We start from the raw sequence: 25,980 nt of genomic DNA on the forward strand, positions 1-25,980 counted from the left end.
GGCCAGGATCGGCGGATGGCACCGCGGGAGCTGGTTCACCGTTGCCTCGCCGCCGCCGTGGCCGGTGCACTCGCGACGCTGGTCCTGAAGGCGTTCTCGCCGTTGGAGCTGTGCAGCGGTCCGGCGTGCTTTTACGTCGCCGTGCTGGCCGTGCCGATCATGTTCTCCGCCGGAACGGCGGTGGCGTGGGGTCTCATGGCGCTGGCTCGCCTTCGCCCGGCCTGGCCCGTTGCCGTGGTCGGGCCGTTCGTCACCCTCGGGCTGCTGACCACGGTCGTCGACCTGGGGAAATGGCCGTTCCCCCTGGTCTCGGCCGCGGTCGGTGGGGGTTACGCGGTCGCGGCGGTCATCACCGCGGATGAGGTGCCTCGTGCGTGGCGGGTTGCGCTCGGGCTGCCTGTGGTGGTGTTGTTCGCGTGGGGCGTGGTGCTGCCGATCCTGCTGTGACCTGGTCTTTCGAAGTTCACCCACCCTGTTCCTGCGAATCCTGTGTTGAATCGTGTAGGATTTTGTGTGGTTGGGGTGCGACGGACGGAGTGAACGGTGCTGGCGCGTCAGCGACAGGCGGTGATCCTGGAAGAGGCCCGCCGGACCGGTGCGGTCCGGGTGAGTGACCTCGTGACCAGGCTTGGCGTGTCCGACATGACGGTGCGCCGCGATCTCGACGTCCTCGCCGGGCGGGGGCTCGTCGAGAAGGTGTACGGCGGGGCCACCTCGGTCGTCGGCAAGAGCACCGACGAACCCGGCTTCGAGGCCAAGTCCGTGCGCCAGCGGGCGCAGAAGGAAGCCATCGCCGAGCTCGCCTCGACCCTGGTCCGGCCCGGCACCGCGATCGGCATCTCCGCCGGCACCACCACGTGGACCCTGGCGCGGGCGCTCGACGCCATCCCCGGGCTCACCATCGTGACCAATTCGATCCAGGTCGCCGACGTGCTCCGCGGGTCGACGCAGCCGGATCGCACCGTCGTGCTCACCGGCGGGGTGCGGACGCCGTCGGACGCGCTGGTCGGGCCGGTCGCCGTGCACAGCCTGCGGTCGCTGCACCTGGACGTCGTGTTCCTTGGCGTGCACGGGATGGCCGACGGGCCGGGCTTCACGACGCCGAACCTCACCGAGAGCGAGACCGACCGCGCGCTGGTCGAGGCGGGGCGCAAGCTGGTCGTGCTCGCCGACCACACGAAGTGGGGCACCGTCGGGATCTCGACGATCGCCGACCTGGACGAGGCCGACGTCGTCGTCACCGATGACGGCATTCCCGACGAGGCCAAGGAAGTTCTCGCCGAACGGGCGGGAGAACTCATGATCGCCGAGACGGCGGAGACGGACGAGGCCCAAGAAGCGTGAAGCGCACCGTACGACACCTGGCCGACGGCCGGGAGATCATCTACTTCGACCAGCCCGGCGCGCCCGATCGCGTCGCCGAGGACACCCGTGACCTGCCGCCGGTTTCGGCCGCGTCGGAGATCCGGCTGGACCCGCTGACCGGCGAGTGGGTCGCGATGGCCGCGCACCGGCAGACGCGGACCTACAAGCCGCCGGCCGACCTCTGCCCGCTGTGCCCGAGCAAGCCCGGCAAACCGAGCGAGATCCCGGAAAGCGATTACGACGTCGTCGTCTTCGAGAACCGATTCCCGTCCTTTGCCGAAGACGTCGTCGGTGAGCCGTCCACTGTGGATGGTCTCGGGCTGGTGCCGGTGCGGCCCGGCCGTGGCCGCTGCGAGGTGGTCTGCTTCACCAGCAACCACGACGGTTCCTTCGCGCAGCTGAGCGTCGAGCAGGTGCGGGCCGTGGTGGACGCGTGGGCGGACCGCACGACCGGCCTGTCCGCGGTGCCCGGTGTCGAGCAGGTCTTCCCGTTCGAGAACCGCGGCGAGGAAATCGGCGTCACGCTCTCGCACCCGCACGGGCAGATCTACGGCTACCCGTTCGTCACGCCGAAGACCGAGCGGATGCTCGACGTCGCCCGCGCCTACCAGGCCGAACACGGCCGCCCGGTGCTCGGCGACGTGCTCGCGGCCGAACGCAAGTCGGGCGCGCGCGTGGTGACCTCCGGCGAGCACTGGACGGCGTACGTGCCGCCGGCGGCGCGCTGGCCGGTCCAGGTCCAGATCGTGCCGCACCGGCAGGTCCCGGACATCCCCGCGCTGACCGACGCCGAGCGTGACGACTTCGCCGCCGTCTACCTCGACGTGCTGCGCCGCTGCGACGCGCTGTACGACCGGCCGTTGCCCTACATCGCCGCGTGGCACCAGGCGCCGGTGCACCGCGACCGCGAGCTGGGCTGGCTCCACCTGGAACTGTTCTCCGTGCTGCGCGCGAAGGACAAACTGAAGTACCTGGCGGGGTCCGAATCGGGCATGGCGGTGTGGATCAACGACGCGACGCCGGAGCAAATCGCGGAACGGCTCCGCGCGGCGGGCTGAGCGGCCATACTCATCTGCGATGCACAGGTTCGGCTCAGGAACCTCTCAGGACCATCGCGCAAGGTGAGGACATGACCGAGAACGACCCCAGCGCGCACGACCCCGCGGCGCCGCGGCACCCCCAGACCGGCCAGCAGCCGGCGCAGGGCGGCTGGGCGGGGAGCCCGTACGGTGAGCAGGCCCAGCCCGAGTCCGGCGGTGCGCCGCAGTACTCCGAGCCGTCCTACCATGCGGTGACCGGGGCCGATCCGGCGTACAGCGGGCAGACCGCGAACCCGTGGTCCGCCCAGGGTGCGCAGATGCCGTCCGGCCAGACCCAGCAGAGCGTCTACCCGCCGCCGAACCCGTACGGGCAGCCCGCCACCGGCGGCTACCCGGTGGCCGCCCCGCCGGAGCCCAAGCGCTCCGGCGGGAAGCTGCTCGCCGGCGTCGCGCTGGTCGCGCTGCTGGTCGGCGGGATCGCGGGCGGGACGGTCGGGTACTTCACCGCCGGCTCGTCCGGCCCGGCCAGCAACGCGCTCGACGCGCCGAAGCCGGCCCAGCAGACGGGCAACGCCCCCGCCGGCTCGGTCGAGTCCGTCGCGCAGAAGCTGTCGCCGAGCGTGGTCGAGCTGCAGGTCAGCGGCCAGCAGGGAGCAGGCGAAGGCTCCGGGTTCGTGATCAGCACCGACGGCTACATCCTGACGAACAACCACGTCGTCGAGGTCGGCGCGAACGGCGGCCAGATCCAGGCGGTGTTCCAGGACGGCAAGAAGGCCCCCGCCAAGATCATCGGCCGCGACCCGACGACCGACATCGCCGTCGTCAAGGTCAACGGCGTCGGCAACCTGACCCCGGTGGAGCTCGGCCGGTCCGACGACCTGCGGGTCGGCCAGTCGGTGGTCGCCATCGGCTCGCCGTTCGAGCTGGCCGGCACGGTGACGTCCGGCATCGTCAGCTCGCTGCACCGCCCGGTGCGAGCCGGCGGCAGCAGCGGCGACCAGACCACGGTGATGGACGCGGTCCAGACGGACGCGGCGATCAACCCGGGCAACTCGGGTGGTCCGCTGGCGAACATGGCCGGCCAGGTCATCGGCATCAACTCCGCGATCTACAGCCCGCAGTCGGGCGGCCAGGGCCAGGGCGCGTCCGAAGGCGGCAACGTCGGCATCGGCTTCGCCATCCCGATCGACCAGGCCCGCCGCACCGCGGACACGATCATCAAGACCGGCCAGGCGGTGCAGACCTACATCGGCGCGGAGGTCAAGGACGCCCCGCAGGGCGGCGCCGAGCTCGGCGCGATCAAGCCCGGCAGCCCGGCGGAGAAGGCCGGCCTGAAGGCAGGCGACATCGTCACCAAGATCGACGAGCGTCCGATCGACTCGGCCGACACGCTGGTCGCGGCGGTCCGCACCCGCGCACCGGACGAGAAGGCGACGTTCACCCTCGCCGACGGCCGCACGGTCGAGGTGACCTTCGGCGGCCAGCCCGTCCAGCCCAACTGATCCAGACGCTCGGCCGCCCTGGCGCGGCCGAGACCAACTTCGGCTCGACCCCCGTTTTCGGGGCCGGACCCACAAGGCCACGCGCGACCAGGCATTCGATGCTGGTCGCGCGTGGCCGCATTTGTGCTCTGGGTCAGGGAGCCGGGCGGTCGGCCGGCGTGCCTGGTGGGTCGGCTGGCGTGCTTGGAGGGTCGGTTCGCGTGCCTGGGGGGTCGGTCGGCGTGCCTGGAGGGTCGGCTGGCGTGCCTGGAGGGTCGGTTGGGGTCTCTGGTGGGTCGGTTCGCGTGTTTGGCGGGGCGGTTGGGGTGCCAGGTGGGGTCTCTCGCGTGATTGGAGACGTTTCCCGTGTGCTTGGGGGCGTGTCTCGCGTGATTGAGGGCGTGTCTCGTGTGTCTGGTGGGGTATCTCGTGGAGTTGCCCCGGTGGGGCGGACACGGGGTTTTCAGGCAGCCAGGGCTTGAGCGTAGTTGGTTCGGGCTTCGGCCGGGGTGTGCTGGCCGATGGCGGAGTGCAGTCTCTTGTTGTTGTAGTAGCGCAGCCAGGTGAACACGTCGTGGCGGGCTGCTGCTCTGGTGGGCCAGATCGTGGTGCCGATCTCGGTCTTCAACGTGGCGAAGAAGGCTTCGGCGACGGCGTTGTCGTAGCAGGACCCGACCCGCCCCACTGACGGGCGGATCTTCCTTTCGGCGAGCGCGGTGCGGAACTGGCCGGAGGTGTACTGGACGCCGCGGTCGGAATGGAACACCGCATCGGGCTGGATGAGGCCGCGGGCTGCGGCGAGGTCGATGGCCTGGCAGACCAGGGTGGTGCGCATATGGTCGGCCATGGCGTGGCCGACGATTTCGCGGGTGTGCAGGTCGATGACGGTGGCCAGGTAGAGCCAGCCCTCGAAGGTGGGCAGGCAAGTGATGTCCCCGACCAGCCGGGTGCCGGGCGCGGATGCGGTGAAGTCGCGGCGGATCAGATCACCGACCGGCGCGGTCGGGCCGGCCGCGGGCCGGGTCAACGCTCGGCGTTTGCGGCGGGTGATCCCGGCCAGCCCGTGCTCCCGCATCAGCCGCTCCACCCGCTTGTGATTCACCACGATCCCGCGCCGGTGCAGCTCCGCAGTCACTCGCGGCACCCCATAAGCACCCCGGTGCTCGGCGTGAATTCCGGCGATCACCCGAACCAGCCCGGCCTCGGCCTCCGCCCGCGCGGCCCGGGCCTCCTCGGCGGCGACCCACTCGTGGAAGCCCTGCCGGCGCAAGCCGAGGACCTGGCACAACCGCTTCACACCGAAGGTGGTGCGGTGTTCGGAGATGAACCGGTAGCGGTAGATCATCGATCCATCTCGCGCGCAAAATAGGCGGCCGCTTTCCGCAGGATCTCCTTCTCCTTCTGCAGCTCAGCGACCTGCTTCCGCAACCGCGTCACCTCATCGGTCACCGCCGGGTCCTCTGCCGGCGGCCCGGCTTCGGCGGCCTGCTTGGCCACGTTCACCCACGAGCGCAGCGTCTCGTGGTTGACCCCGAGTTCGCGGGCGATCTGCCGCAACGGCCGGTCACTCGAGTTGACCAGCTCGACCGCGTCACGACGGAACTGCTCCGGATACTTCGACCTGCGAGACACCAGGACATCCTCCCTCCAGACCACTGTCTGGAATCAAGGTGTCCGGCCCCACGGGGCAACTCCACTCGCGTGATTGGTGGGGCATCACGTGTGATTGGTGGGGCATTGCGGCGGGGGCGGAGGGCCGTCAGGGCTACCGCTAGCCAGACCACTGCCAGGGTTGCGGCCAGGCCGGGGACTGGGTTCGTGTCGTGGAGGCCGGGCATGGGTGGGGTTCCGTATGGGCGCCAGAGGAGCGGGAACGCCAGGACGGCCAGCGCGGCCGTGATGACCGTGCCCGCGACCACCGGGGTGCGCCAGCGGGGCGGGAGGAGGCGTGAGAGGGCGAAGCCGAGCACCGCCGTCAGCGGGGCGATGACCGCGTCGTTGAGGATCGGGCCGCCGATGATCCAGCCGACCGTTCCGAAGACGTCGGGCCGCAGCGGCAGCGCGTACTCGGCGAACAGCACCACACCCCACGCCAGCGCCGCCAGGCCCGGCAGCGCGAGGAGCGCACGAGCGGTCTTCACAGCGCCTCCAGTTTCGTGACCCACTTCGTCTGCAGCACGCCAGGACGGTTCGGCGCGATGATCCGGCACGGGAAGCCGTGGTCGGGCGCGAGGACCTCGCCGTTCAGCTCCAGGGCCAGCAGGGTCAGCTCGTCGGCCGTGTGCTCGCCGGGGAGCACGCTGACGCCGTACAGCCCGCCACGCTCCGAAGAGGACACCCGGACTGCCGTGCCCGGGGCCGCGCCGGCGGCTTTCAGCAGCGTGGGCAGGGAGATCCCGCGCCAGGTCGCCGACTGGCTCCAGCCCTCCACGCACGCGATCGGGAGTTCCGCCGTCGTCTGCGGCAGGGCACGCAGCTCGTCGAGCGAGAACTTCGCCGTGCCGCGCGGGGTCACCACCGAGAGCCGCCAGTCCGGCGACCACGTGACGCCCGCGGCCGCCGCGGTGCGGTTTACCGGGAGCTGCTGGGTGCCCTTGCCGGTCCTCCAGGACAGGGCGGAGACGCCGCGCAGGAACGGGACCGTCGCGCCCGCGGTGGCCACGACCGCGACGCCGGTCGCCAGCCCGGTGGTCAGGAGGAAACCCCGTCGCGAAAGCCCTTCGGCCGGTGGCTCCTCGACCGGGGCGGTCCGGCTCAGCGCCCGGCGGATGATCGGCAGCTTCACCGCGACGTGCACCAGGATCGAGCCGATCGCCAGCCACGCGACCGCGTAGTGCACCTGCGGGAAGTAGAAGCCCCACGGGTAGTTCTGCGCGACGTTCAGCAGCCCGGTCGTCAGCTCGAAGAACGCCGCCCCGGACAGCACCAGGATCGACAGCCGCTCCAGGGCGTGCGGCAGCGAGCGGACGAGCGGCCTGCCGAACAGCTTCGGGTAAACGCTCCACAGTTTCGCCAGCAGCAACGGGATCGACGCCACGCCCGAGATCACGTGCAGCCCCTGGGTGACGCGGTACAGCCCGATCGGGCGGCTGGGCCAGAAGAACCACCCTGGCGGGTGCTGGATCAGGTGGCTGAGCAACCCGGTGACGAAGCACGTCGTGAACGTGACGGCGAGGGCCAGGCCGATCTTCGACGTCACGCGTTCGTGGTGGGCGGCGGCCCGGAACTGTTCCTCCGCCGGGATCGGGAGTTTCACGGTCGCTCCAATCGCGCGAACCAGCGGTGCCCGTGGCGGGTGGTCCAGTCGACGCGCAGGCCGGCACGCACGGCGACCTCGGCGATTGCGTCCACCCCCACCCAGGCCCAGGTGAACCAGGCGACGTCGGCGTGACCGGGCCGGAGCCGGACGCGCTCGTGCCGCAGCCCCTGCCCGGGCGGCTCCAGCTCGACGAGGACGTCCCCGCCGGGGGCGAGCAGCCGGGCGGTGCGCCGCAGCAGCGTGGCCGGGTCGCCGCCGATGCCGATGTTGCCGTCCGCGAGCAGGGCGTGCCGCCACCGCCCTTCGCCGGGCAGGCGGTCGAAGATGTTGCGCTGCAACGCGATTCCACCCCGACGCCGGGTCAGCCCGACGGCCGTGTGGGAGCTGTCCACACCGAGCGCGACGACCCCACGCCCGGCCAGCGCCGCGGTCAGCCGCCCGGGCCCGCACCCGAGGTCGATGGTGGGCCCGGAACATGCGTCGAGCAGGACGTCGTCGCCCGCGGACGGTTCCGCCCAGCGTTCCACCGCCAGCTCGATCCGCTCGCCGTTCGCCAGCTCGAGCCAGCACCGGTGGCCGAGCAGGCCGTGGTCGAACTCGTGGCCGGTGGTCACCGGGGCCGTCATCACGCCACCGCCTGTCCGCCGACGGCCGCGACGGCGCGGGCGAACCGGCCGCCCGGGCACGCCGCCGCCACCGCGCGGGCGTCCACCATGGTGTCCACATCGGACAGTTCGGCGGCCCGCGCCGGCCGGAGTCCGCTCGCCGTGAGGGCACGTAGGGTGCGCTCGCCGGTGTCGTCGCGGGACATCGGGACGCCCGCGAGGACTTGCGCGTGCCGCGGTTCGGCGAGGCCCAGCGCCCACCAGCCGCCGTCCGTGGCCGGCCCGAGCACGGAGTCGTGGCCGTGGTGCAGGACCGGTGCGGCCGCCGCGGCCAGGGATTCGGGCGTGACCTGCGGCGTGTCCATGCCGATCTGGAGGATCGGCAGGCCGGTGTGGACCGCGGCGGCATCGGCGTGGGCGTTCGCCAGCCGGGCGCCGAAGTCCCAGCCGCGCTGCGGGATGACGGTCGCGCCCCGCAGCGCCGTTCCGATCTCAGTACCCCGGGCGGCGGCACCGAGGTCGCCGGTCATCGCGACCACGGGCAAGGCCCCGGGTACCGCGCAGACGGCGTCGAGCGTGTCGAGCAGCGCGGCGGCGGCGATCCCGGCCGCCTGGGCCGGCGTCGCGGGTGGGCAGAGCCGGGTCTTCGCGAGGCCGGGTACCGGTGCCTTGGCCACGACCAGCAGGACGAACGGAGGCGTCATCGGGCCAGCACCCGCCCGAAGTCGCGGACCGCGCGCAGCGTCCCCCGCACGGACCCGGACACCTTCGACTTCGTGCCACGGGCGCGCTCGCCGTACCGGACGTCGAACTCGCGCACCTGCCACCCGGCCCGCTGGGCCTTGATCAGCAGCTCCAGCGGGTAGCCGAACGCCCGGTCGGCAACGCCGAGGCCGAGCAGGGCCCGCCGGTCCGCCGCGCGCAGGGGCGCGATGTCCCGCACCGGCAGGCCACGGCTGCGCAACAGCAGCGCCAGCACGACGTTGCCCGCTCTGGCGTGCCACGGCCACACCCCCGGCCCGGTCGGCACCCGGCGGCCGACGGCCAGGTCCGCGCCCTGCCCGACCGCGGTCACCAGCCGCGGCAGGTCGGCGAGGGCCAGTGACCCGTCGGCGTCGGCGAAGCACACGATGTCCGCGGTCGCGGCTTCCAGGCCCGCGTGCACGGCCGCGCCGTACCCGCGGCGCGGTTCGTGGACGACCTTCGCGCCGAGCGAGGCCGCCACTTCGGGGGAGCCGTCGGACGAACCGTTGTCGACCACGATCGCGCGGTAGCCCGGCGGCAGGCCGGCCAGCACGCCCGGCAGCGCAGCCGCTTCGTCGAGGCAGGGGAGGACGACGTCCACTTCCAAGTCAGTCACGGCGCCGACCGTAAGTCCGGACGTGAGCGACGCAGAACCCTTGCGGCGCTTACCGAATCATGACGTTCGACGAGTTCTTACCGCGTCGTTACGGCTGCCGTTCCCGGGGCGCGGACCGCCCGCCGTGGCCCTACGGTTGGCGGCGATGAGCGAGCCGAAAACGGCAGCCCGGCTCGCCGAGCCGCCTGCCCGTGAACCCGAAGCCCCGGTCCGCGGCCGCCGCGCCGATCTCGTCGCGGTCGCCGCGGCGGTGCTGCTCGTCGCCGCGGCCACCGCGGTCGGCCTGTACTACAACCGGCCGCACTCCGGCGTGATCATCTTCGTGTCCGCGCCGCCGTTGTTCGCCGACTGGCTGCCGCACGTCGGCCCGGGCTCGGTGTTCGCCGTGCTCGTGGCGGTCGCGGTGGTGCTGCACGGCCCGGCACTGGCCGCTCGCGTGCCGTGGCGCCGCGCGCTCGGCGTCGGCTACCTGGCCTCGCTCGCCTGGATCTTCTCCCTGGCCATGGTCGACGGCTGGGCGCGCGGGTTCGCCGGGCGGCTCACCATCCCGCAGGAGTACCTCCACGAGGTCCCCGGGATCACCGACATCCCGCGGATGCTGCGCGAGTTCTCCTCCCGCATCCTCGACTTCCAGCCGCATTCGTGGACGACGCACGTGTCCGGTCACCCGCCGGGTGCGACGCTCGTCTTCGTCTGGCTGGACCGGATCGGCCTGCACGGCGGCGCCTGGGCGGCCACGGCCGTCGTGCTCACCGGCAGCCTGGTCGCGGTCGCCGTGCCGGCCACGGTCGCCCTCCTCGGCCGGCCCGAGGCAGCCCGCGCGGTGCTGCCGTTCGCCGTCCTCACCCCCGGCGCGGTGTGGATCGGCGTGTCCGCGGACGGCCTGTTCGCCGGGGTGACCGCCACCGGGCTGGCCCTGCTCGCCCTGTCCGCGACGGGCTTCACCCGCGGCCGCCGGTACGCCGTCCCGGCCGGGCTGGCCGCCGGGGTGCTGCTCGGCTTCGGGATCTTCCTGTCCTACGGCCTGGTACTGCTGGGCGTGCTCGCGGTGGCCGTCGCCATCCTCGGCCGCCAGTGGCGGGCGGCGGCACTGGCGATCTTCGCGGCGCTCGCCGTCGTGGGCGTCTTCGCCTGGGCCGGTTTCTGGTGGCTCGACGGCTACCACCTGGTCGTCGAGCGCTACTACCAGGGCGTCGCGCTGGTCCGGCCCTATTCGTACTGGGTGTGGGCCGACCTCGCGGCGGTCGTCGTCCCCCTCGGCCCGGCGGTCGTGGCCGCCGTCCGGCGCGGTTTCGCGTCCCCGCGCCGAGCCCTGCTCACCGATCCGGTGCTCCTGCTCGGCCTCGCCGCCCTGGCCGCCATCCTCTTCGCCGACGTTTCGGGCCTGTCGAAAGCCGAGACCGAGCGGATCTGGCTACCGTTCGGGGTGTGGTTGCTGCCCCTGACGGCGTTGCTGCCGCGGCCCGGTCGCCGGTGGTGGCTGGCCGCGCAGGCGGCGACGGCGCTGGCCGTCAACCACCTGCTGCTGACGGGCTGGTGAGGGAGACGTGATGAACGATCAGGCCGGGCGCGTGCTCGTGGTCGACGACGACGAGACGGTCCGCGACGTCGTCCGCCGCTACCTCGAAGTGGCCGGGTTCACCGTCGACATGGCCGGTGACGGTGGCGAGGGCCTGGCCAAGTTCGCCGCCCACGAACCCGACCTCGTCGTGCTCGACGTCATGATGCCGGGCATCAACGGCCTCGAGGTGTGCCGCCGGCTGCGCCAGGTCAGCCAGGTGCCGATCGTCATGCTGACCGCCCTTGGCGAGGAGGAGAACCGCATCGCCGGGCTCCAGCTCGGCGCCGACGACTACGTGACCAAACCGTTCAGCCCCAAGGAACTCGCCCTGCGCGTGGCCTCGGTGCTGCGCCGCGCCCGGATGCCCCGCCCGGAGCCGGCCGCCGCCGAGCTCGTGGACGGCGACCTGCGCCTGCAGATGAAGGCGCGGACCGCGACCCTCGCCGGCCGCGAACTGCCGCTCACCACCCGCGAGTTCGACCTGCTGGCGTTCTTCCTCGCCCACCCGGGCGTCGCCTTCTCGCGATCGGACCTGCTCGAGAAGGTGTGGGGCTGGGACTTCGGCGACCAGTCCACAGTGACCGTCCACGTGCGACGGTTGCGCGAGAAGATCGAGCGCGACCCGGCCAAGCCGGCCCGGGTGGCGACCGTGTGGGGCGTCGGCTACCGCTACGACCGGGAGCAACCGTGATCGGGTCCGGAGAATCCATCCCGGAGATGCTCACGCATCTCTGGCACATCCTCCCGTTCGCGCTGATGTTCTCGCTGCCGGTCGCGGCGCTGGGCGGGGTGGCGCTGTACGTCCTGCGCCGCGGCTCGCTGGCCACCACGCTCACGGTGCTGGTGCTGATCCCGGTGCTCGCGACGCTGGTCGGCGTCCTGGGCATCAGCGGTTTCATGTTCACCCCGGCCCTGACCACGATGCTGCTGGTCTGCCTGCTCGTCGCGCTGGTCACGGTGCCCGCGGCGATCATCCTCGGCCGGGCCATCGCGCGCCGCAGTGTGTGGGAACGGGAGGCGCGCGAACGGGAACGCGCCGCCGAGGCGTCGCGGCGCGAACTCGTCGCCTGGATCAGCCACGACCTGCGCAGCCCGCTGGCCGGGATCCAGGCGATGGCCGAGGCACTGGCCGACGGCGTGGTGTCCGAACGCGACGAGGTCGCCGACTACGCCCAGCGGATCGGCGGCGAGACCCGGCGGCTCTCCGCGATGGTGGGCGACCTGTTCGAGCTCTCGCGGATCACCGCGGGTGCGCTGGAGCTCACGATGTCCGCGGTGCCGCTGCGGGACGTGGTGAGCGACGCTGTCGCCGCCCAGGCCCCGGTCGCCGAGCGGAAGCGGGTCCGGGTGCTCGCCAACGCGTCGACTTGGCCGGTGGTGACCGGCAGCGACCCGGAACTGGCCCGGATCGTGCGCAACCTGGTGTCCAACGCGATCCGGCACACCCCGCCCGACGGGACGGTGGCGGTGCAGATCGGCGTCGACGGCGACGAGGCCCTCCTCGCCGTCGACGACTCCTGCGGCGGCATCCCGGACGACGAGATCAACCGGGTCTTCGACGTCGCCTTCCGCGGCACGCAGGCCCGGACGCCCGAGCGCGGCGGGACGACCAGCGGGGGCGGGCTCGGCCTGGCCATCGCCAAGGGGCTGGTCGAGGCGCACCGGGGGCGGATCGGGGTGCAGAACCACGGGCCGGGGTGCCGGTTCGAGGTGCGCCTGCCGCTCGCGATGCCGTAGGCGCCGCAGGCGGGTTGCCCCGGAACCGGGCCCGGCGTTGGCTGCGGCTGCTTGCCCGTGTGGGCGGCCCGGAGCCGCGATCCGGTGGTCGGGGTGCTCGCCGCGGGCCGGGCCGTCAGGGGGAGACCGGCTCCCGGAGTTCCGCCGTCGCGAAGTCGGCGATGCCCCGCTCGAAGCCGATCTCCGCGGTGAAGCCGATCAGTTTGCGGGCGCGGGCGGGGTCGGCCACCACGTGCCGGACGTCGGCGGGGCGGGCGCCGCCCACGACCTCCGGGGCCGGGCCGTCGCAGGCTCGGGCCAGCTCCGTTGCCAGGTCGCCGACCGTGTGGGGGATGCCGGAGCAGATGTTCAGCGGGGTGAGGTCGGCCGCCGGGCCCGCTGTCCGGAGAGCCAGGACGTTCGCCCTGGCCACGTCGTGGACGTGGACGAAGTCGCGCTGCTGGCGGCCGTCCTCCAGCACGCGCGGCGCTTCGCCCCGCACCAGAGCCGAACGGAAGAGGGACGCGACTCCCGCGTACGGCGTGTTCTGCGGCATCCGCGGGCCGTAGACGTTGTGGTAGCGCATCGCCCACACCGTGCCGCCCGTCTGACGGGCCCAGGCACCGGCCAGGTGTTCCTGGGCCAGCTTCGTCGCCGCGTACGTGCTGCGGGGGTTCAGCGGAGCGTCCTCGGGCACCAGCTGCCAGCTCAGCTCCGCTTCGCACGACGGACACCGCGGCTCGAACCGGCCCGCGTCCACATCGGACTGGCGGCGGGGCGATGGAGCCACCACGCCGTGCTCCGGGCACGCGTAGCGGCCTTCGCCGTAAACCACCATCGAAGACGCCAGGACCAGCTTCCGGACGCCGGCCGCGTGCATTCCGGCCAGCAGCACCGCCGTGCCGTAGTCGTTGTGCAGCGCGTACGACGGGGCGTCGGACGGGTCGATGCCGTGGCCGACCACCGCCGCCTGGTGGCAGACCGCGTCGACGCCGTCCAGCAGCTCCGCGACGATCTCCGCGTCCGTGACGTCGCCGCGCAGGAAACGGTGCCGGCCCGTGTACGGCGGCGGGGTCCGGGAACCGTGGGCCGTGGCGAGGAGGTTGTCCAGCACCACGACCTCGTCGCCGTCGTCGGCCAGGAGGTCGGCGATGTGGGACCCGATGAACCCGGCTCCGCCGGTGACCAGTACGCGCACACCGGCCACGCTAGGGGGCTTCGGCGGGGTCCGCGGGGGCTCGCCGCGGCACGTCACCGAATCGTCAGGACTCGCCCGGCACCTCCCGGCGCCCGGCCACGCAAACCGGCTACGGTGGGCGCCATGGAACGGAGTGCACAACGGCTGGGCCGGGCCCTCGTGGTCATCGTGGACGATCGCGTGGCGCACGGCGAGCACGAGGACACCACTGGCCCGCTGGTCACGGAGCTGCTCGAAGAAGCGGGCTTCATCGTCGACGGTGTCGTGGTCGTCGAGGCCGAAACCGCGGGTATCCGCAACGCGCTCAACACCGCCGTGATCGGCGGCGCCGACCTGGTGATCACCGTCGGCGGCACCGGTGTGCTGCCGCGCGACCGGACGCCGGACGCCACCGCCGGTGTGCTCGACCGGCCGATCCCGGGCATCAGCGAGGCCATCCGCGCCTCCGGGCTGGCCGCCGGCGCGGTCGACGCGGGGATCTCGCGGGGGCTCGCCGGGGTTTCGGGCAGCACGCTGGTGGTCAACCTCGCCGGGTCGCGGTCCGCGGTCCGCGACGGGATGGCGACGCTGACCTCGCTCGTTCCGCACGTGATCGACGAGCTTTCCGGCCTCGAAGAGGTCTGATCTCCGCTTTGCCGGCCCCGGGGTGACACATGGTCACTCCGGGCTTCGCTCTGGAGTTGTCAAACATCGCGTCGTGGGACACTGGGGGTATGGCCGGACAGCAGCGCGACCCCAAGACCAGCAGCGAGCAGCGCCGCCGGGTCGACGAGATCTTCGGGGACGTCCTGCCCGAGACGACCTCCGACGAACGCGACCCGGAGCGGCGCTCCGGTCTCCCGGATGACTGGTACCGGGAGAACCGGCCTCCGCACCACGACCGCTGACCTCGTCAGTCGAGGTCGGTTCCGCGCTGGGACTGCTGGGTCTGCTGGGCGCGCAGCAGGTCGCGGATCTCGGTCAGCAGCTCCACGTCCGTCGGCTCGGACGGACCCGGCTCCTGGCCACGCTTGCGGCGCTCCTGGACCTTCTTCACCGGCAACACGATGACGAAGTAGACGACCGCCGCGACCAGCACGAAGTTGATCGCCGCGTTGATGACGCTGCCGAAGTCCAGGAACGTCGCCTTGTTGTTGTCGAAGATCTGGTAGCCGAGGCCGTTTGCCGCGTCCGTGCCGCCGATCGTGCTGATCAGGGGCTTGATCAGGCCGTTGGTGAACGCCGTGACGATCGCCGTGAACGCCGAGCCGATGACCACCGCCACGGCGAGGTCCACGACGTTGCCGCGCATCAGGAAGTCCTTGAAGCCTTTGAACACCTTTGCTCTCCTCATGAAGCCAGGAACCGGGAAGGGGACGCCCGGCCCGTCTTGGCGGGTGTGGGCTAGCGGAGAGTAACCGTTACCGGACGCTTCAGTGAAATCACCGCCCTCGGGATGGTTGTTTCGGAGTTCGGCTGGCGCTGGGCTGCGCGGGCAGGAGCTGCTTGCCGGCGCGAGGCGGATTCGACTAGGGCGTGTCTGACAAAGGTCTCGGCTGGTTGCTGGGATGCTGCTGGTCGTGTCGCGGTTTCAGTTGCTCTCGGATGATCAGTGGGCGTTGATCGAGGATCTGCTGCCGGTTCGGACCGGTAGGCGTGGTCGGCCGTTCTCGGATGCGCGGGCGATGGTGGAGGGGATCATTTACCGGTATCGGTGCGGGCTGGCGTGGCGGGATGTTCCGGCGTGTTCGGTCCGTGGCAGACGATCTGGACCTGGCATCGCCGGATGGCCGGTGACGGCACCTGGGACACCGTGCTGCAGCGACTGCTCGCCGAAGCCGACGCGGCCGGCCTGGTGGACTGGTCGGTGTCGGTGGATTCCACGATCGCCCGGGCGCATCAGCACGCCACCCACATCACCCGCCTCACAGGGGGCTGGGTCGAACTACACGGAACTGCTGACCGAGCCGCCTGACCACGCCATCGGCCGCTCCCGCGGCGGATGGAGCACCAAGGTGCACCACCTCGTCGACGGCAACGGCCGACCGTTGGTTGCACTGGTCGGTCCTGGTCAGGCTGGCGACGCGCCCATGTTTCCGCATCTGATGCGGCATCTACACGTCGCCCGGGTTGGACGCGGTCGGGCCCGGACCCGGCCTGACCGGGTCCGCGGTGACAAGGCGTATTCCTCGCGCGCGATCCGTGGACACCTGCGCGACCGCGGCATCACCGCCGTAATCCCGGAGCCAGCTGATCAGGCTGGACATCGCAAACGCCGCGGTTCTCGCGGCGGGCGACCACCCGCGTTCGACGCGGTGGACTACCGCGGCCGCAACGTCGTCGAGCGACGGTTCAACCTGCTCAAACAGTGGCGCGGCCTGGCTGCTCGTTACGACAAGCTCGCCATCGTCTACCGGTCAGCAGTCGTCATGCACGCCGTCATCGCCTGGATCAAAGCATTATCAGACACGCCCTAGTCGGGCCTGGATGGTCTCCTTCAGGGGTAACCCGGGGTGGGGGTCGCGGCCGGTCGGTAGGTGGTCGATGGCCGGCGAAGAGCGCCGCTGCCGCGTGGGAGCATGCGCTGTCTGCTCTGGCGACGCTGATCCGGCCAGCCGGACCGGGACGGCCGCCCTACCGGTTTGCCCGTGGCGGGGATCGCCGCCGGTCGGTCGGTGGTCGACGGTTCGCGAAGAGCGACGGTCACCAGACGCTCCTGCGAAATCGCCGCCCTTGGGTTGGTGGGCTCTCGGCGTTTAACCGTGGCCTGCCGCGCGGGGGAAGGCCGGGTCACCCGTCGCGGGATCGCCGCCGGTCGGTCGGTGGTTGATGGCCAGCGAGGAACGCCGCCGCCGCGTGGGAGCATGCGCTGTCTGCTCTGGCGACGCTGATTCGGCCAGCCGGACCGGGACGGTCGCCGCTCTGGGAGCACCCGCGGCGGGATCGCGGCCGGTCGGTCGGCGGCTAGCGAAGAGTGACTGTCACCGGACGCTCCAGGGAAATTGCCGCCACCCGGGTCGCGGAGGCCTCCGGGAGCCGGAGCAGGACCAGCGGTCCCTTGGGAGTGGCCGGCTGCCGATGGCCGATCGTCACCACCGTTGCCCCAGCAGCCAGCACCGAAGCGGGAGCCGCTTGGTCCGGAGCCGCGATGATGTCGACCTGCTGGCCGGGCTGGAGCAGTTCAGCCACGGCCTCGTCGGCAAGGCGGACTGGGACGGTTGCCGTGCCCGGATCCACCGCCGTGGGTGCCGTGGCCAGGCGGACGTCGGTCAGTGGTTCACCGGAGCGCACAGCGCCCGCCAGCAGGCGTCCCTCGACGGCGTCTAGGGACGTCAGTACGCCCGCTGGACGTGCTTCGTCGGGGATGTCGGCCAGCCGGACGTCCGCAGCGCTCAGCGTCGTGCCGGGCGGGAGGTCGTGGGCCGCGAGGACGGTCGGTGCGCCTCGCGCGAGGCCGGGGTGGGCCAGGAGCAGGCCGCCCAGCACCAGCAGGCCGGCGGCGAGCCAGCGGCGGATGAGCCGCGTCCGCCGGCTCTGCAGCCGGGTCGGGTCGAACGGGCGGAGCTTCGACAGGATGTCCATGGGGTCCCCTCGGCCGGATCTGGTGCGGCGGTGTGCTGCACGAGATCGACGTTAGGGAAGCCGGACGGACCGTCGAAAGGGTCTCGTCCGGCATCTGTGGACAACCGGGGTGTTGTGGATAACCTGCGGGTCAGGAGGCCGCAGCGGTCGTCTTCGTCGTGGTCGAAGAGGAGGATGCCGAGCTCGTGTCGGACTTCGACTCCGTCTTGGTCTCGGTCTTCGCCGGGGCGGCCGCGGTGCTCGACTTGCTCGAGTCGCGGGAGTCCGTGCGGTAGAACCCGCTCCCCTTGAAGACGACGCCGACCGAGCTGAAGACCTTGCGCAGCGCCCCGGAGCACTGCGGGCAGACGGTCAGGCTGGGGTCCGAGAACGACTGCACGGCTTCGAACCGGTGGTCGCATTCTTTGCAGGCGTACTGGTACGTAGGCACTGACGGCTCCTTTGCTGGCACTCATCCGACCTGAGTGCTAACCCGATTGTGCGGGAAAACCTTCCCGGAAGGCAATTCCTGGTTGCTCACACCGGCAGTTCGACCACGCCCCGACCCGGTGTCAAGGCCCCGGTCATGCGCACGTCGTGCGGCTCCCCGGGCAGCCGTTCGACCAGCTCTTCGTCCCTGACCACGGCCAGCAGCGCGGCGCCGGGCGCGGCGGACCCCAGCGAGCGGTCGTAGTGCCCGGCGCCGCGGCCGAGCCGGACGCCCTGGTGGTCCACGGCCAGCGCGGGCACCAGCACCAGCTCCGCCGCCCCCACGGCGTCGGTGCCCAGGCGCTTCCCGCCCGGCTCGCGGATGCCGCGGAACCGGCTGGGCACCAGGTCGGCCTCGCCCGTGTACTCGGCCCAGTCGAGCGGATCCGTCCGCGACACGATGACCGGCAGCAGCACTCGCGCGCCGGTCGCCACCAGCGCGTCGACGAACGCCGTCGTGCCCGGCTCGGTGCCGAACGGCAGGTACGCGCAGACCGTGCTCGCTGTGACCTTCGACACCGCAGTGACCAGCGCCGACGCCTCCCGGGCGTGTGATTCGGCTGCCTGCTCCGCCCGGGCGCGCGTCACCCGGTCACGCCACTCCGCCTTGCTCAGGTGCTCATTGCCCAGCGCGTGCATGACCTCACGTTAGGCTCTGCGCCCATGACGGGCGCCGCAACCACCCAGACGTTCAGAACCGCCATCGTGCCTGCCGCCGGCCTCGGGACACGGTTCCTCCCGGCGACGAAGGCCGTGCCCAAGGAGCTCCTGCCGGTGGTGGACACCCCCGGCATCGAACTGGTCGCCGCCGAGGCCGCGGCCGCCGGCGCGGAACGCCTGGTGATCGTGACTTCGCCGGGCAAGGACGCCGTGGTCCGGTACTTCGAAAAGCAGCCAGAGCTGGAGCAGAACCTCGAGAGCAAGGGCAAGACCGCCCTGCTCGAGAAGGTGCGCCGGGGCTCCGAGCTGCTCGCCGTCGAAACCGCCATCCAGGAGCAGGCCCTCGGCCTCGGCCACGCCGTCGCGCAGGCCGAACCGAACCTGCGCCCGGACGACGAGGCCGTCGCCGTGCTGCTGCCCGACGACCTCGTGCTGCCGACCGGCGTGCTCGAGAAGATGAGCGCGGTCCGCGCCGAGTTCGGCGGCAGCGTGCTCTGCGCGTTCGACATCCCCAAGGCCGAGATTTCGCCGTACGGCGTCTTCGACGTCAGCGACACCGGCGACGACGACGTCAAGCGCGTGCACGGGATGGTCGAGAAGCCGAAGCCGGAGGACGCGCCGTCGACCTACGCCGCGGCCGGGCGGTACCTGCTCGACCGGGCGATCTTCGACGCGCTCAAGCGCATCACCCCGGGCAGCGGCGGCGAGCTCCAGCTGACCGACGCGGTCGCCCTGCTGATCTCCGAAGGACACCCCGTGCACGTCGTCGTCCACCGCGGTGGACGCCACGACCTGGGGAATCCGGGTGGTTTCCTGCGTGCCGCGGTCGATTTCGCGCTTGAAACGCCCGAGTACGGTCCATCTTTACGGGCGTGGCTGACGGAACGGATCGGGACAGAGCGCCCATGACGGAATCCCTCGACGCGGCGCGGCCCGAGGTGGCCGGGGACGAGGCCGAGTTCCGCTCGGTCGACGCGCAGATCGCGATGACACTGGACGCGGCCGTCCGGCCGCAGCCGGTGCGGGTGGCGATCTCCGAGGCCCAGGGCCTGCTCTGCGCCGAGGAGGTGGTCGCCGAGCACGCGCTGCCCGGCTTCGACCAGGCCGCGATCGACGGGTACGCGGTGCGCAGCGTCGACGTGCGCAACGCCGGGCAGGAGCCGGTGCAGCTGCCGGTCGTCGGGGAGATCGCGGCGGGCTCGCGCCAGCCGCGGCGGCTCCAGCCCGGCCAGGCCGTCCGGGTCGACACCGGCGCGCCGCTGCCGACGCTGGCCGACGCGGTCGTGCCCCTCGCCTACACCGACGGGCACCAGGCGAAGGTGACCGTGCACCGCTCGGTGCCGTCGGCGGGGTACGTGCGGCGGGCCGGCGAGGACGTCCAGATCGGGGACGTCGCGGTCCGCCGCGGCGACACGATCGGCTCGGCGCAGGTGGGGCTGCTGGCCGCGGTCGGCCGGGCGAAGGTCCTCGTCTACCCGCGGCCGCGGGTGTCGATCGTGTCGGTCGGCGACGAGCTGGTCGACATCGACCGGACGCCCTCGGTCGGGCAGGTCTACGACGTCAACTCCTACGCGCTGGCCGCGGCCGCCCGGGACGCGGGCGCCGAGGTCAGCCGGGTCGGCATCGTGCCGAGCGAGCCGAAGCGGCTGCGCGAGGTCGTCGAAGGCCGGCTGCTGATGTCGGAGATCGTCGTGGTCGCGGGCGGCGCCGGGGGCGCCACCGGCGACGAGGTCCACGCCGCGCTGTCCGACCTCGGCCGGATCGACATGACGCGGGTGGCGATGCACCCGGGCTCGGTGCAGGGGTTCGGCAGGCTCGGCCCCGACTCGGTGCCGACGTTCCTCATCCCGGGCAACCCGATGAGCGCGCTGGTGGTGTTCGAGGTCCTGGTGCGGCCGCTGATCCGCGCGGCGCGCGGCACCCGCAACCCGCACCGGCGGATCGTCGGCGCGCGGCTGCTGTCGCCGATCACCTCGACCGAGGGCAGGCGCGGCTTCCTCCGCGGCCAGCTGCTGCGCGACGAGGCCAACGGCGAGTACCTGGTCCAGCCGCTCGGCCAGTCCGGGGCGCACCTGCTTGCGTCCCTTGCCGAAGCGAACTGCCTGATCAACGTGCCGGAAGAGCTGACCGAAGTCGCCGCGGGCGACCAGGTCCAAGTCACGTTCCTGGCGCAACGGGCCTGATGAACTCCGTGTCGGGCGTGTCCTATCCGGTCGAGAGCAGGCACCCGGGCTGGCCGGCGCGGCTCGGCCCGCTGCGGGTGCCCGCGGGCGAGGTCGCGATCCGGCCGGTGCGGCTGCGCGACGCCGGCGAATGGAGCCGGATCCGGCTCCGGGACCGCGCGCACCTCGAAATGTGGGAGCCCACCGGTGTCGGGCCGTGGCCCGAACGCAACGCCTTTTGGTCGTGGCCTTCCCAGTGGGCGGCTCTGCGGTCGCTCGCTCGGCGTGGTCAGTGTCTCCCGTTCACGATCACCCTGAACGGTCGTCTCGCGGGGCAGATCACTGTGGGTAACGTCGTCCGGGCGTCCCTCCGGTCGGCCTGGATCGGCTACTGGGTGTCATCCGAGGTGGTCCGCGGCGGGGTGGCGACGGCCGCCGTCGCGCTCGTCACCGACCACGCGTTCAGCTCGGCCGGCCTGCACCGGCTGGAGGCCACCGTGCGTCCAGAAAACGCCGCCAGCCTGCGGGTTCTCACCAAAGCCGGCTACCGGCGCGAGGGCCTTTTCGAGCGCTACCTCGACGTTGCGGGCGGCTGGCGGGACCACTACTGCTACGCGCTGACCCGCGAGGAAACCGGGGTCGGCCTGGTGTCGCGGCTGGTCGCCGCGGGCCGCGCGGACTACGCCTGAACGTGATTACCCACCCGGGTCCGTAGCCGCGTTACCACATGCTGTGAGTTTCACCTAATCCGGTGAGGCTTTTCCGTGATCGAACCCGGCGAGTCTGCGCCCGATCTGTTACTCCTGTGACTAACGTGATTCGTGGTGGAAGGATCGGGGGAGGTGACGGGAGATGCCCAGCTCCGTGATCATCGTCGCGCTCGCCGCGGCATGGCTCGTCGTACTCGTGCCCATGGTCGCGCGACGGCGGCAGCAGGTCGCGAGAACGGCCGACTCGGCGCTCGCGGCCAGGGTCGTGCGCAGTGGACGCAACGAAGACCGGGAGGAATTCGCCATGTCCGACGATCCCGGGAAGTCCCGGCCATCGGTCGAGGACGACCTCGCTGAGCTGGAAGCCGAGCTCGAGCTCGACGACGACGTCGACGAGCCGGAACCCGAACCGGACCCGCTCCCGCAGCCGAAACGCGGTTCACGGGCCGAACGCGACCGGCCGGGCTACCGCCCCGGCCGCGGTGGCTTCGACCCCGAGGCCGCCGAGATCGCGGCCCGCGCGAAGTACGGCTTCCGGCAGCGCGTCGTCGTCATCCTGCTCCTGATCGCGGTGATCACCGGCGTCGTGGCCGGCTTCCTCGTCCCGCTGGCCTGGTGGGGCCACGGCGTGGTCGACGTCGTGCTCGTCGGGTACCTCGTGTACCTGCGCCGTCAGGTGCGCATCGAGGAGGAGATCCGGCAGCGCCGGCTCGCCCGCTTCAACAGCACCCGCGCGCCTCGGCGCACGTCCGCTCCTCTGCCGGAAGAAGAGGACCACGCGGAACCGGAGGACGTCGAAGTCGTCGAGCCGGTCCGCCGCGAGGTGGTCGAGCGCCGGCCGTCCCCGACATCCCGCGTCCGCCGCAGCGCCGTCGTCGTCGACCTCGACGACGAAGACCCGGCGTTCGAGGAGCTCGACGAGCCCGGGACCGGGCCTTACCGGCGGGCGGTCGGAGAGTGACCCCCCTGCGCGAGGTGCTCGTAGGGCACTGCTAAGCTCTACGAGCACAACCAAGGGGCTGTAGCGCAGTTGGTAGCGCGTCTCGTTCGCATCGAGAAGGTCAGGGGTTCGATTCCCCTCAGCTCCACACTGGAGAGCTTACTAGGACACCGGACTAAGTCCATGCTTGCTAGTAGCACTTCGACATCGTTCATGACACGAGGGGCTTCTTCGGATCCGGAGAAGCCCCTCGTGTCGTTTGTAGGTGTGGTGACAGTACCGCCAGGATCGGGCTTGTCGCTGCTTGCGCTTTGGTGGCCCTCTTCGACTGAGCGCAGCGTGGCGAACGGCTCGCGTAAGTCGTAGGCCGTGACGTCTTCGTCTTCGACGAAGACGTGCTCGAAGAGCGCCTGGTTAAGTAGCCGCCGCTGCTCGTCGTCGCAGCGCCGGTATAGCTCCTGGGGGTCCTCGAGCAGGGTGAGGCACAGTTCGACGAGTCGGGCAGCTTCGAGAGGTCCTCAGTGGTCTCGCCTAGTACTGCAACGGCAGTTGGTGGTGTTGTGGTAGCTCATCGTTGTGGTGGTCGATGTGGTGATGGATCAGCTGGGCCTGGGCATGAGCGGATCGCGGGGCGGTTTGCGCGGTCGGAGCCGCGGGCCCGAGCGCGGGAGTATGTGTCCGGGCTGGTCGCCGGGTTGGAGCGGAAGAACGGGTGGACGCTGGCCGAGCAGGCCGGTGAGGTCTCGCCGGACGGGATGCAGCGGCTGCTGCGCTGGGCGGACTGGCACATCGACGGTGTCCGCGACGACGTGCGGGACTACGTGATCGAGTACCTCGGCGTGCTGATCGTGGACGACACCGGCTTTCTGAGGAAAGGCATCCGCTCGGCTGGGGTGCAGCGGCAGTACTCCGGGACCGCCGGGCGGATCGAGAACTGCCAGATCGGCGCCTTCCTGACCCATGCCTCGTCTCGCGGGCATGCGCTGATCGATCGCGAGCTGTATCTGCCCGAGCCGTGGATCGCCGACCCGGATCGGTGCCGGCGGGCAGGGATCCCGGAGGGCACCGAGTTCGCGACCAAGCCCCGCTAGGCGATGGCGATGCTGGCCCAGGCGTTCGCCGCGAAGGTGCCCTTTGCCTGGATCACCGCCGATGAGGCGTATGGCCAGGTCAAGTACCTGCGGGTTTGGCTGGAAGCCCACGATGCGGCGCACGTACTGGCCACCAAGGTCAACGACACCCTCGTTACTACCAGTGGCCGCGAAGCCCGCACCGACGAGCTGCTCGCGCAATTGCCCGCTCGGGTGTGGCGGCGGTTGTCGATCGGGGCCGGGGCGCGCGGACACGCGAGTACGACTGGGCGCGGGTGCCGACCGGGATCGGCTGGCAGCCGGGGCGCGGGCACTGGCTGCTCGCCCGCCGCTCACTCTCGGACCCGACCGAGATCCCTACTACGTCTGCTAAGGACCCCGCCGCTCAACCCTGCTGGACCTGCCCTGGATCGCCGGGACCCGATGGCGGATCGAAGAATGTTTCCAGCAGGCCAAGAACGATGCCGGACTCGACCACTACCAGGTCAGATCTTGGCGGGCGTGGTATGCCCACATCACCCTGCCCATGCTCGCCCACGCCTGGCTCGCCGTCTCCCGATCCCTTGTCGCAAAAGGGGAACCGGCGTCGGCGAGCCGGGCATGATCGGGTTCACGCTACCGGAGATCCGGCGCCCCCTCACCAAACTCCTCCTGCGTGTCACCGACGCCGCCGACCACATCTGGGCCTGGTCCCGCTGGCGCCGCCGACGACAACACCAAGCCCGCCTCAGCCACTACAAACGCCGCGGCTACCCACTCACCTAACTGCCGTTGCAGTACTAACAACCTTCCAAGTTTCGAGCTTCTTTAAATCTATTCCAGCAAAGTCATTGTATCCCGTTTCGAGCCGATCGAATCGGCGGTCCCGGTCCGTCGCTCCTCGGCTACAAGTTTGGCCAGTCCGGGATGGTTTTTCAACTCGTATTGCAGGCATGACTCGTCGAGCAAGCGAGCTAAGAAGACATGAAAGACGTCCCAAGCGGTCAGAATCGCTGTCGAGTAGAGCGTTCGCGCGTAGTCGGCGAAGCCGTTGCCTTCTTCCTTGCCGACCTCACTTTCGAAGATATCGATCAGTTCGTCATCAGGACCTGCTGACCTGTCCGCTTCCTCCCATCTGCGTTGGCGATCCGCATGAATTAGGGGTGGTACGATCTTGATGAGCTCGCGCAGTTCAAGCAGCTGCGCTTTAAGTCCCTCATATGGGTCACGGTACCAGCGTACGGGCGGGAGCACTTTTTCCTTTCGGCGAGGACGAAGCCGAGCGCGTCGCTATCACGGCATTAATGCGCGGAACCTTGCGGAGAAGGTGCGTCCCCCGAAAGACGGACCCGCAAGTGTCCCGATCTATCGCCGCCCTCCAATACGACGACGTCAGATAGCTGGCCGAGGAACTCCTTAAAGTTCCGGCAGCCGTAGTTCCGCTGGTCGAAGGCCGAGTCGAGAGTCAACATCCTGGCCTTGAGCCAGGCTGCCACCGGCGTTGGCGTGTTGCTCTGCTTGATTGCTCGGATCATCAGCTCCTCGCCGTGCTTGATATCGAATGTCTTCTCGACTGTTGGCTTCGCGCTCGGCTCGTCGGCGGTAACCAGGGTGCCCCAGTACTTGTACTCGGAGCAGACCGAGACGAGCCGCGGGCTGGCTGAGGCATCGGGTGCTGACGCAGACGACGTGCTTGCCGAACTCACGCAGTCGCTGCACGAGCGGTGAGTAGTCGCCGTCGCGGCCACCAGTAGGTACGTCCCAATGTCCGGGTGCGTGATCAAGGTTTTCATCGCGTCAACGGCCATCCGGATGTCGGCGGCGTTCTTCTGCTGGATCCCGAACCGCTGGATCTGGATCAGGTCGACGCCGTTCATGGCGAGGTCGTGCTGGTACTTGCCGAACTGCGGTTTCGCCCAGTCGGCATCGGTGTGGCGGATCGAGGCGTTGCCGAAGTCACGGCAGACCAGCTCTAGCGCGGCGTACGGCACCGGATTCGCCTGATCGGGAGACTATTCGCGGCGCCGATCGCGAGGTTCTCGAATTTGATGAAGGCGGCAACCTGCTCGGCGTTGCCGGGTCCGGTGGCGGCGGTCATGTCGACGCTCCCTTCGCCGAAGGCAGCGGGGCTGTCCGTCCGGTCGCGAACATCCACAGGATGACGTCTATGCAGCGCAGCAGGCTGATGTCCTCGATGCCGCCGGCCTCGCCGCGTAGCTCTGCAATTGCCTGGGCCCGTCGCGGGTCGCCCTGGAACCAGGTCCACATACAGGCCCAGACGCTTCCGGGAGCGTCGAGGGCTGCCTTGACTTGGCTGTCATAGACCGGTAGCAGATGCGGGCGCTTCCGGGCCAGCAGCTTGTTGGCTGTGACCCATCGGTCCTTGCCGCCGCAGCGCTTGAACAGCCACCACAACCTGCTGGCCGGCGAACCGTGCGCATACGTCGTCCATGGCGCCTCGTGCATCGCCAGGTTGGCCGGGATCTGCTCGAGTAGCTCGGTGATCTCGGCCTCGCAAGTGATCGTCGTGTCGATGGCGACGTTCGCCAGGTCGGCGATACTCAGGAAGTTGAGCGCCAGGACATCTGCTTCGGTGACTGTGTCGGCGATGTCGTGTCGGTCGCCACCGCCGGCGAAGCGCTCGAACCAGCGGCCGGTGTAGCGGGGCAGCTTGGCATCCTGGTTGAAGTAGCGTCTGAGCGCGTCGGTCGCAGCTGCCTGGCCGTCCCTGAGGACATACCGGTCAAGCAGCGCATGCTGCGACATGTAGTCGTCGGCGAGGGGTAATCCGCTGGCGTCGACCCGCACGGCGCTCCCTCGGCAG

General features: G+C 70.8%; 28 protein-coding genes, 1 tRNA gene and 2 pseudogenes. 16 read left to right on the forward strand and 15 right to left on the reverse strand.

What is annotated here, in order from left to right:
- The first annotated feature begins 15 nt into the window (after positions 1 to 15).
- From HUT10_RS32765 to HUT10_RS32780, 4 genes are all read left to right on the forward strand, one after another.
- A complete protein-coding gene (locus HUT10_RS32765; RefSeq protein ID WP_176174722.1) occupies positions 16 to 447 on the forward strand; it encodes a hypothetical protein in 432 nt (143 codons plus the stop codon).
- 96 nt (positions 448 to 543) lie between these two features.
- The gene (locus HUT10_RS32770) at positions 544 to 1,344 is read left to right on the forward strand and encodes a DeoR/GlpR family DNA-binding transcription regulator (protein ID WP_176174723.1); all 801 of its coding nucleotides are present in this window, start codon (positions 544 to 546) and stop codon (positions 1,342 to 1,344) included.
- Positions 1,341 to 2,423, forward strand: a complete 1,083-nt coding sequence (galT, locus tag HUT10_RS32775) for a galactose-1-phosphate uridylyltransferase (protein ID WP_176174724.1) — start codon at positions 1,341 to 1,343, stop codon at positions 2,421 to 2,423. Before HUT10_RS32770 ends, galT begins: the two co-directional genes overlap by 4 nt.
- A 71-nt stretch (positions 2,424 to 2,494) precedes the next feature.
- The gene (locus HUT10_RS32780) at positions 2,495 to 3,907 is read left to right on the forward strand and encodes a S1C family serine protease (RefSeq protein ID WP_176174725.1); all 1,413 of its coding nucleotides are present in this window, start codon (positions 2,495 to 2,497) and stop codon (positions 3,905 to 3,907) included.
- Positions 3,908 to 4,349: 442 nt separating this feature from the next.
- Here the strand turns inward: HUT10_RS32780 and HUT10_RS32785 are convergent, their stop codons facing one another.
- From HUT10_RS32785 to HUT10_RS32810, 6 genes are all read right to left on the reverse strand, one after another.
- On the reverse strand, positions 4,350 to 5,231 hold the full coding sequence (locus HUT10_RS32785; protein ID WP_176174726.1) for an IS3 family transposase: 882 nt from the start codon (positions 5,229 to 5,231) through the stop codon (positions 4,350 to 4,352).
- Positions 5,228 to 5,518, reverse strand: a complete 291-nt coding sequence (locus HUT10_RS32790; RefSeq protein ID WP_176174727.1) for a transposase — start codon at positions 5,516 to 5,518, stop codon at positions 5,228 to 5,230. Before HUT10_RS32790 ends, HUT10_RS32785 begins: the two co-directional genes overlap by 4 nt.
- A 505-nt stretch (positions 5,519 to 6,023) precedes the next feature.
- A complete protein-coding gene (locus HUT10_RS32795; RefSeq protein WP_176174728.1) occupies positions 6,024 to 7,142 on the reverse strand; it encodes a molybdopterin-dependent oxidoreductase in 1,119 nt (372 codons plus the stop codon).
- Positions 7,139 to 7,771 (reverse strand): class I SAM-dependent methyltransferase, encoded by a 633-nt coding sequence (locus HUT10_RS32800; protein ID WP_176174729.1) that lies wholly within the window; start codon positions 7,769 to 7,771, stop codon positions 7,139 to 7,141. The genes HUT10_RS32795 and HUT10_RS32800 overlap by 4 nt, the downstream gene beginning before the upstream one ends.
- Positions 7,771 to 8,454, reverse strand: a complete 684-nt coding sequence (locus tag HUT10_RS32805) for a DUF2064 domain-containing protein (RefSeq protein WP_176174730.1) — start codon at positions 8,452 to 8,454, stop codon at positions 7,771 to 7,773. Before HUT10_RS32805 ends, HUT10_RS32800 begins: the two co-directional genes overlap by 1 nt.
- Complete coding sequence (locus tag HUT10_RS32810) at positions 8,451 to 9,095, reverse strand: glycosyltransferase family 2 protein (protein WP_176178131.1); 645 nt, start codon at positions 9,093 to 9,095, stop codon at positions 8,451 to 8,453. Before HUT10_RS32810 ends, HUT10_RS32805 begins: the two co-directional genes overlap by 4 nt.
- Before the next feature lie 160 nt (positions 9,096 to 9,255).
- Between HUT10_RS32810 and HUT10_RS32815 the strand changes: the two genes are divergently transcribed.
- Genes HUT10_RS32815 through HUT10_RS32825 form a run of 3 tightly spaced genes read left to right on the forward strand, consistent with a single transcriptional unit; the run spans position 9,256 to position 12,408 of the window.
- Positions 9,256 to 10,650: a hypothetical protein gene (locus tag HUT10_RS32815; protein WP_176174731.1), complete on the forward strand. Its 1,395-nt coding sequence runs from the start codon at positions 9,256 to 9,258 to the stop codon at positions 10,648 to 10,650.
- 10 nt (positions 10,651 to 10,660) lie between these two features.
- Positions 10,661 to 11,362, forward strand: coding sequence for a response regulator transcription factor (locus tag HUT10_RS32820; RefSeq protein ID WP_176174732.1), 702 nt, complete (start codon positions 10,661 to 10,663; stop codon positions 11,360 to 11,362).
- Positions 11,359 to 12,408, forward strand: coding sequence for a sensor histidine kinase KdpD (locus HUT10_RS32825; protein WP_176174733.1), 1,050 nt, complete (start codon positions 11,359 to 11,361; stop codon positions 12,406 to 12,408). Before HUT10_RS32820 ends, HUT10_RS32825 begins: the two co-directional genes overlap by 4 nt.
- Before the next feature lie 115 nt (positions 12,409 to 12,523).
- Here the strand turns inward: HUT10_RS32825 and HUT10_RS32830 are convergent, their stop codons facing one another.
- Entirely contained in the window at positions 12,524 to 13,585 is a 1,062-nt protein-coding gene (locus HUT10_RS32830; RefSeq protein ID WP_176174734.1) for an NAD-dependent epimerase/dehydratase family protein, read from the reverse strand.
- 123 nt (positions 13,586 to 13,708) lie between these two features.
- On the opposite strand from HUT10_RS32830, the gene HUT10_RS32835 reads away from it, so the two are divergent.
- Both HUT10_RS32835 and HUT10_RS32840 read left to right on the forward strand, forming a co-directional pair.
- Entirely contained in the window at positions 13,709 to 14,209 is a 501-nt protein-coding gene (locus tag HUT10_RS32835) for a molybdenum cofactor biosynthesis protein B (RefSeq protein WP_013230045.1), read from the forward strand.
- Between the two features lie 89 nt (positions 14,210 to 14,298).
- Positions 14,299 to 14,472, forward strand: a complete 174-nt coding sequence (locus tag HUT10_RS32840; protein WP_176174735.1) for a hypothetical protein — start codon at positions 14,299 to 14,301, stop codon at positions 14,470 to 14,472.
- Between the two features lie 5 nt (positions 14,473 to 14,477).
- Here the strand turns inward: HUT10_RS32840 and mscL are convergent, their stop codons facing one another.
- Complete coding sequence (gene mscL, locus HUT10_RS32845) at positions 14,478 to 14,903, reverse strand: large-conductance mechanosensitive channel protein MscL (protein ID WP_176174736.1); 426 nt, start codon at positions 14,901 to 14,903, stop codon at positions 14,478 to 14,480.
- A gap of 229 nt (positions 14,904 to 15,132) precedes the next feature.
- On the opposite strand from mscL, the pseudogene HUT10_RS32850 reads away from it, so the two are divergent.
- Positions 15,133 to 16,041: pseudogene (locus HUT10_RS32850) on the forward strand (IS5 family transposase).
- Between the two features lie 487 nt (positions 16,042 to 16,528).
- Here HUT10_RS32850 and HUT10_RS32855 read toward each other — a convergent pair.
- From HUT10_RS32855 to HUT10_RS32865, 3 genes are all read right to left on the reverse strand, one after another.
- Positions 16,529 to 17,146, reverse strand: coding sequence for an SAF domain-containing protein (locus HUT10_RS32855; protein WP_176174737.1), 618 nt, complete (start codon positions 17,144 to 17,146; stop codon positions 16,529 to 16,531).
- A 130-nt stretch (positions 17,147 to 17,276) separates the two neighbouring features.
- On the reverse strand, positions 17,277 to 17,576 hold the full coding sequence (locus tag HUT10_RS32860) for an FmdB family zinc ribbon protein (protein ID WP_176174738.1): 300 nt from the start codon (positions 17,574 to 17,576) through the stop codon (positions 17,277 to 17,279).
- Positions 17,577 to 17,662: 86 nt separating this feature from the next.
- Entirely contained in the window at positions 17,663 to 18,253 is a 591-nt protein-coding gene (locus tag HUT10_RS32865) for a 5-formyltetrahydrofolate cyclo-ligase (RefSeq protein ID WP_176174739.1), read from the reverse strand.
- Positions 18,254 to 18,277: 24 nt separating this feature from the next.
- On the opposite strand from HUT10_RS32865, the gene HUT10_RS32870 reads away from it, so the two are divergent.
- The 6 genes and pseudogenes from HUT10_RS32870 (at position 18,278) to HUT10_RS32895 (ending at position 23,781) form a co-directional block, all read left to right on the forward strand.
- Positions 18,278 to 19,183 (forward strand): UTP--glucose-1-phosphate uridylyltransferase, encoded by a 906-nt coding sequence (locus tag HUT10_RS32870; protein ID WP_176174740.1) that lies wholly within the window; start codon positions 18,278 to 18,280, stop codon positions 19,181 to 19,183.
- On the forward strand, positions 19,180 to 20,457 hold the full coding sequence (glp, locus tag HUT10_RS32875) for a gephyrin-like molybdotransferase Glp (RefSeq protein ID WP_176174741.1): 1,278 nt from the start codon (positions 19,180 to 19,182) through the stop codon (positions 20,455 to 20,457). Before HUT10_RS32870 ends, glp begins: the two co-directional genes overlap by 4 nt.
- Entirely contained in the window at positions 20,457 to 21,125 is a 669-nt protein-coding gene (locus HUT10_RS32880; protein WP_176174742.1) for a GNAT family N-acetyltransferase, read from the forward strand. Before glp ends, HUT10_RS32880 begins: the two co-directional genes overlap by 1 nt.
- A gap of 163 nt (positions 21,126 to 21,288) precedes the next feature.
- Positions 21,289 to 22,107, forward strand: coding sequence for a gephyrin-like molybdotransferase receptor GlpR (gene glpR, locus HUT10_RS32885; RefSeq protein ID WP_176174743.1), 819 nt, complete (start codon positions 21,289 to 21,291; stop codon positions 22,105 to 22,107).
- Positions 22,108 to 22,161: 54 nt separating this feature from the next.
- Positions 22,162 to 22,234: transfer RNA gene (locus tag HUT10_RS32890), tRNA-Ala, on the forward strand.
- Positions 22,235 to 22,662: 428 nt separating this feature from the next.
- Positions 22,663 to 23,781: pseudogene (locus HUT10_RS32895) on the forward strand (IS701 family transposase).
- A gap of 209 nt (positions 23,782 to 23,990) precedes the next feature.
- Here HUT10_RS32895 and HUT10_RS32900 read toward each other — a convergent pair.
- The 4 genes from HUT10_RS32900 to HUT10_RS32910 are packed head-to-tail and all read right to left on the reverse strand — an operon-like array spanning position 23,991 to position 25,964.
- Positions 23,991 to 24,410 (reverse strand): hypothetical protein, encoded by a 420-nt coding sequence (locus HUT10_RS32900; protein WP_176174744.1) that lies wholly within the window; start codon positions 24,408 to 24,410, stop codon positions 23,991 to 23,993.
- A gap of 47 nt (positions 24,411 to 24,457) precedes the next feature.
- Positions 24,458 to 25,147 (reverse strand): NYN domain-containing protein, encoded by a 690-nt coding sequence (locus tag HUT10_RS32905; RefSeq protein ID WP_217709657.1) that lies wholly within the window; start codon positions 25,145 to 25,147, stop codon positions 24,458 to 24,460.
- Positions 25,129 to 25,254: a hypothetical protein gene (locus HUT10_RS51915; RefSeq protein ID WP_303246991.1), complete on the reverse strand. Its 126-nt coding sequence runs from the start codon at positions 25,252 to 25,254 to the stop codon at positions 25,129 to 25,131. Before HUT10_RS51915 ends, HUT10_RS32905 begins: the two co-directional genes overlap by 19 nt.
- Complete coding sequence (locus tag HUT10_RS32910) at positions 25,251 to 25,964, reverse strand: DUF6308 family protein (protein ID WP_176174745.1); 714 nt, start codon at positions 25,962 to 25,964, stop codon at positions 25,251 to 25,253. Before HUT10_RS32910 ends, HUT10_RS51915 begins: the two co-directional genes overlap by 4 nt.
- Between the last annotated feature and the right edge of the window lie 16 nt (positions 25,965 to 25,980).

The organism is Amycolatopsis sp. Hca4, from assembly GCF_013364075.1.
Taxonomy (GTDB): domain Bacteria; phylum Actinomycetota; class Actinomycetes; order Mycobacteriales; family Pseudonocardiaceae; genus Amycolatopsis.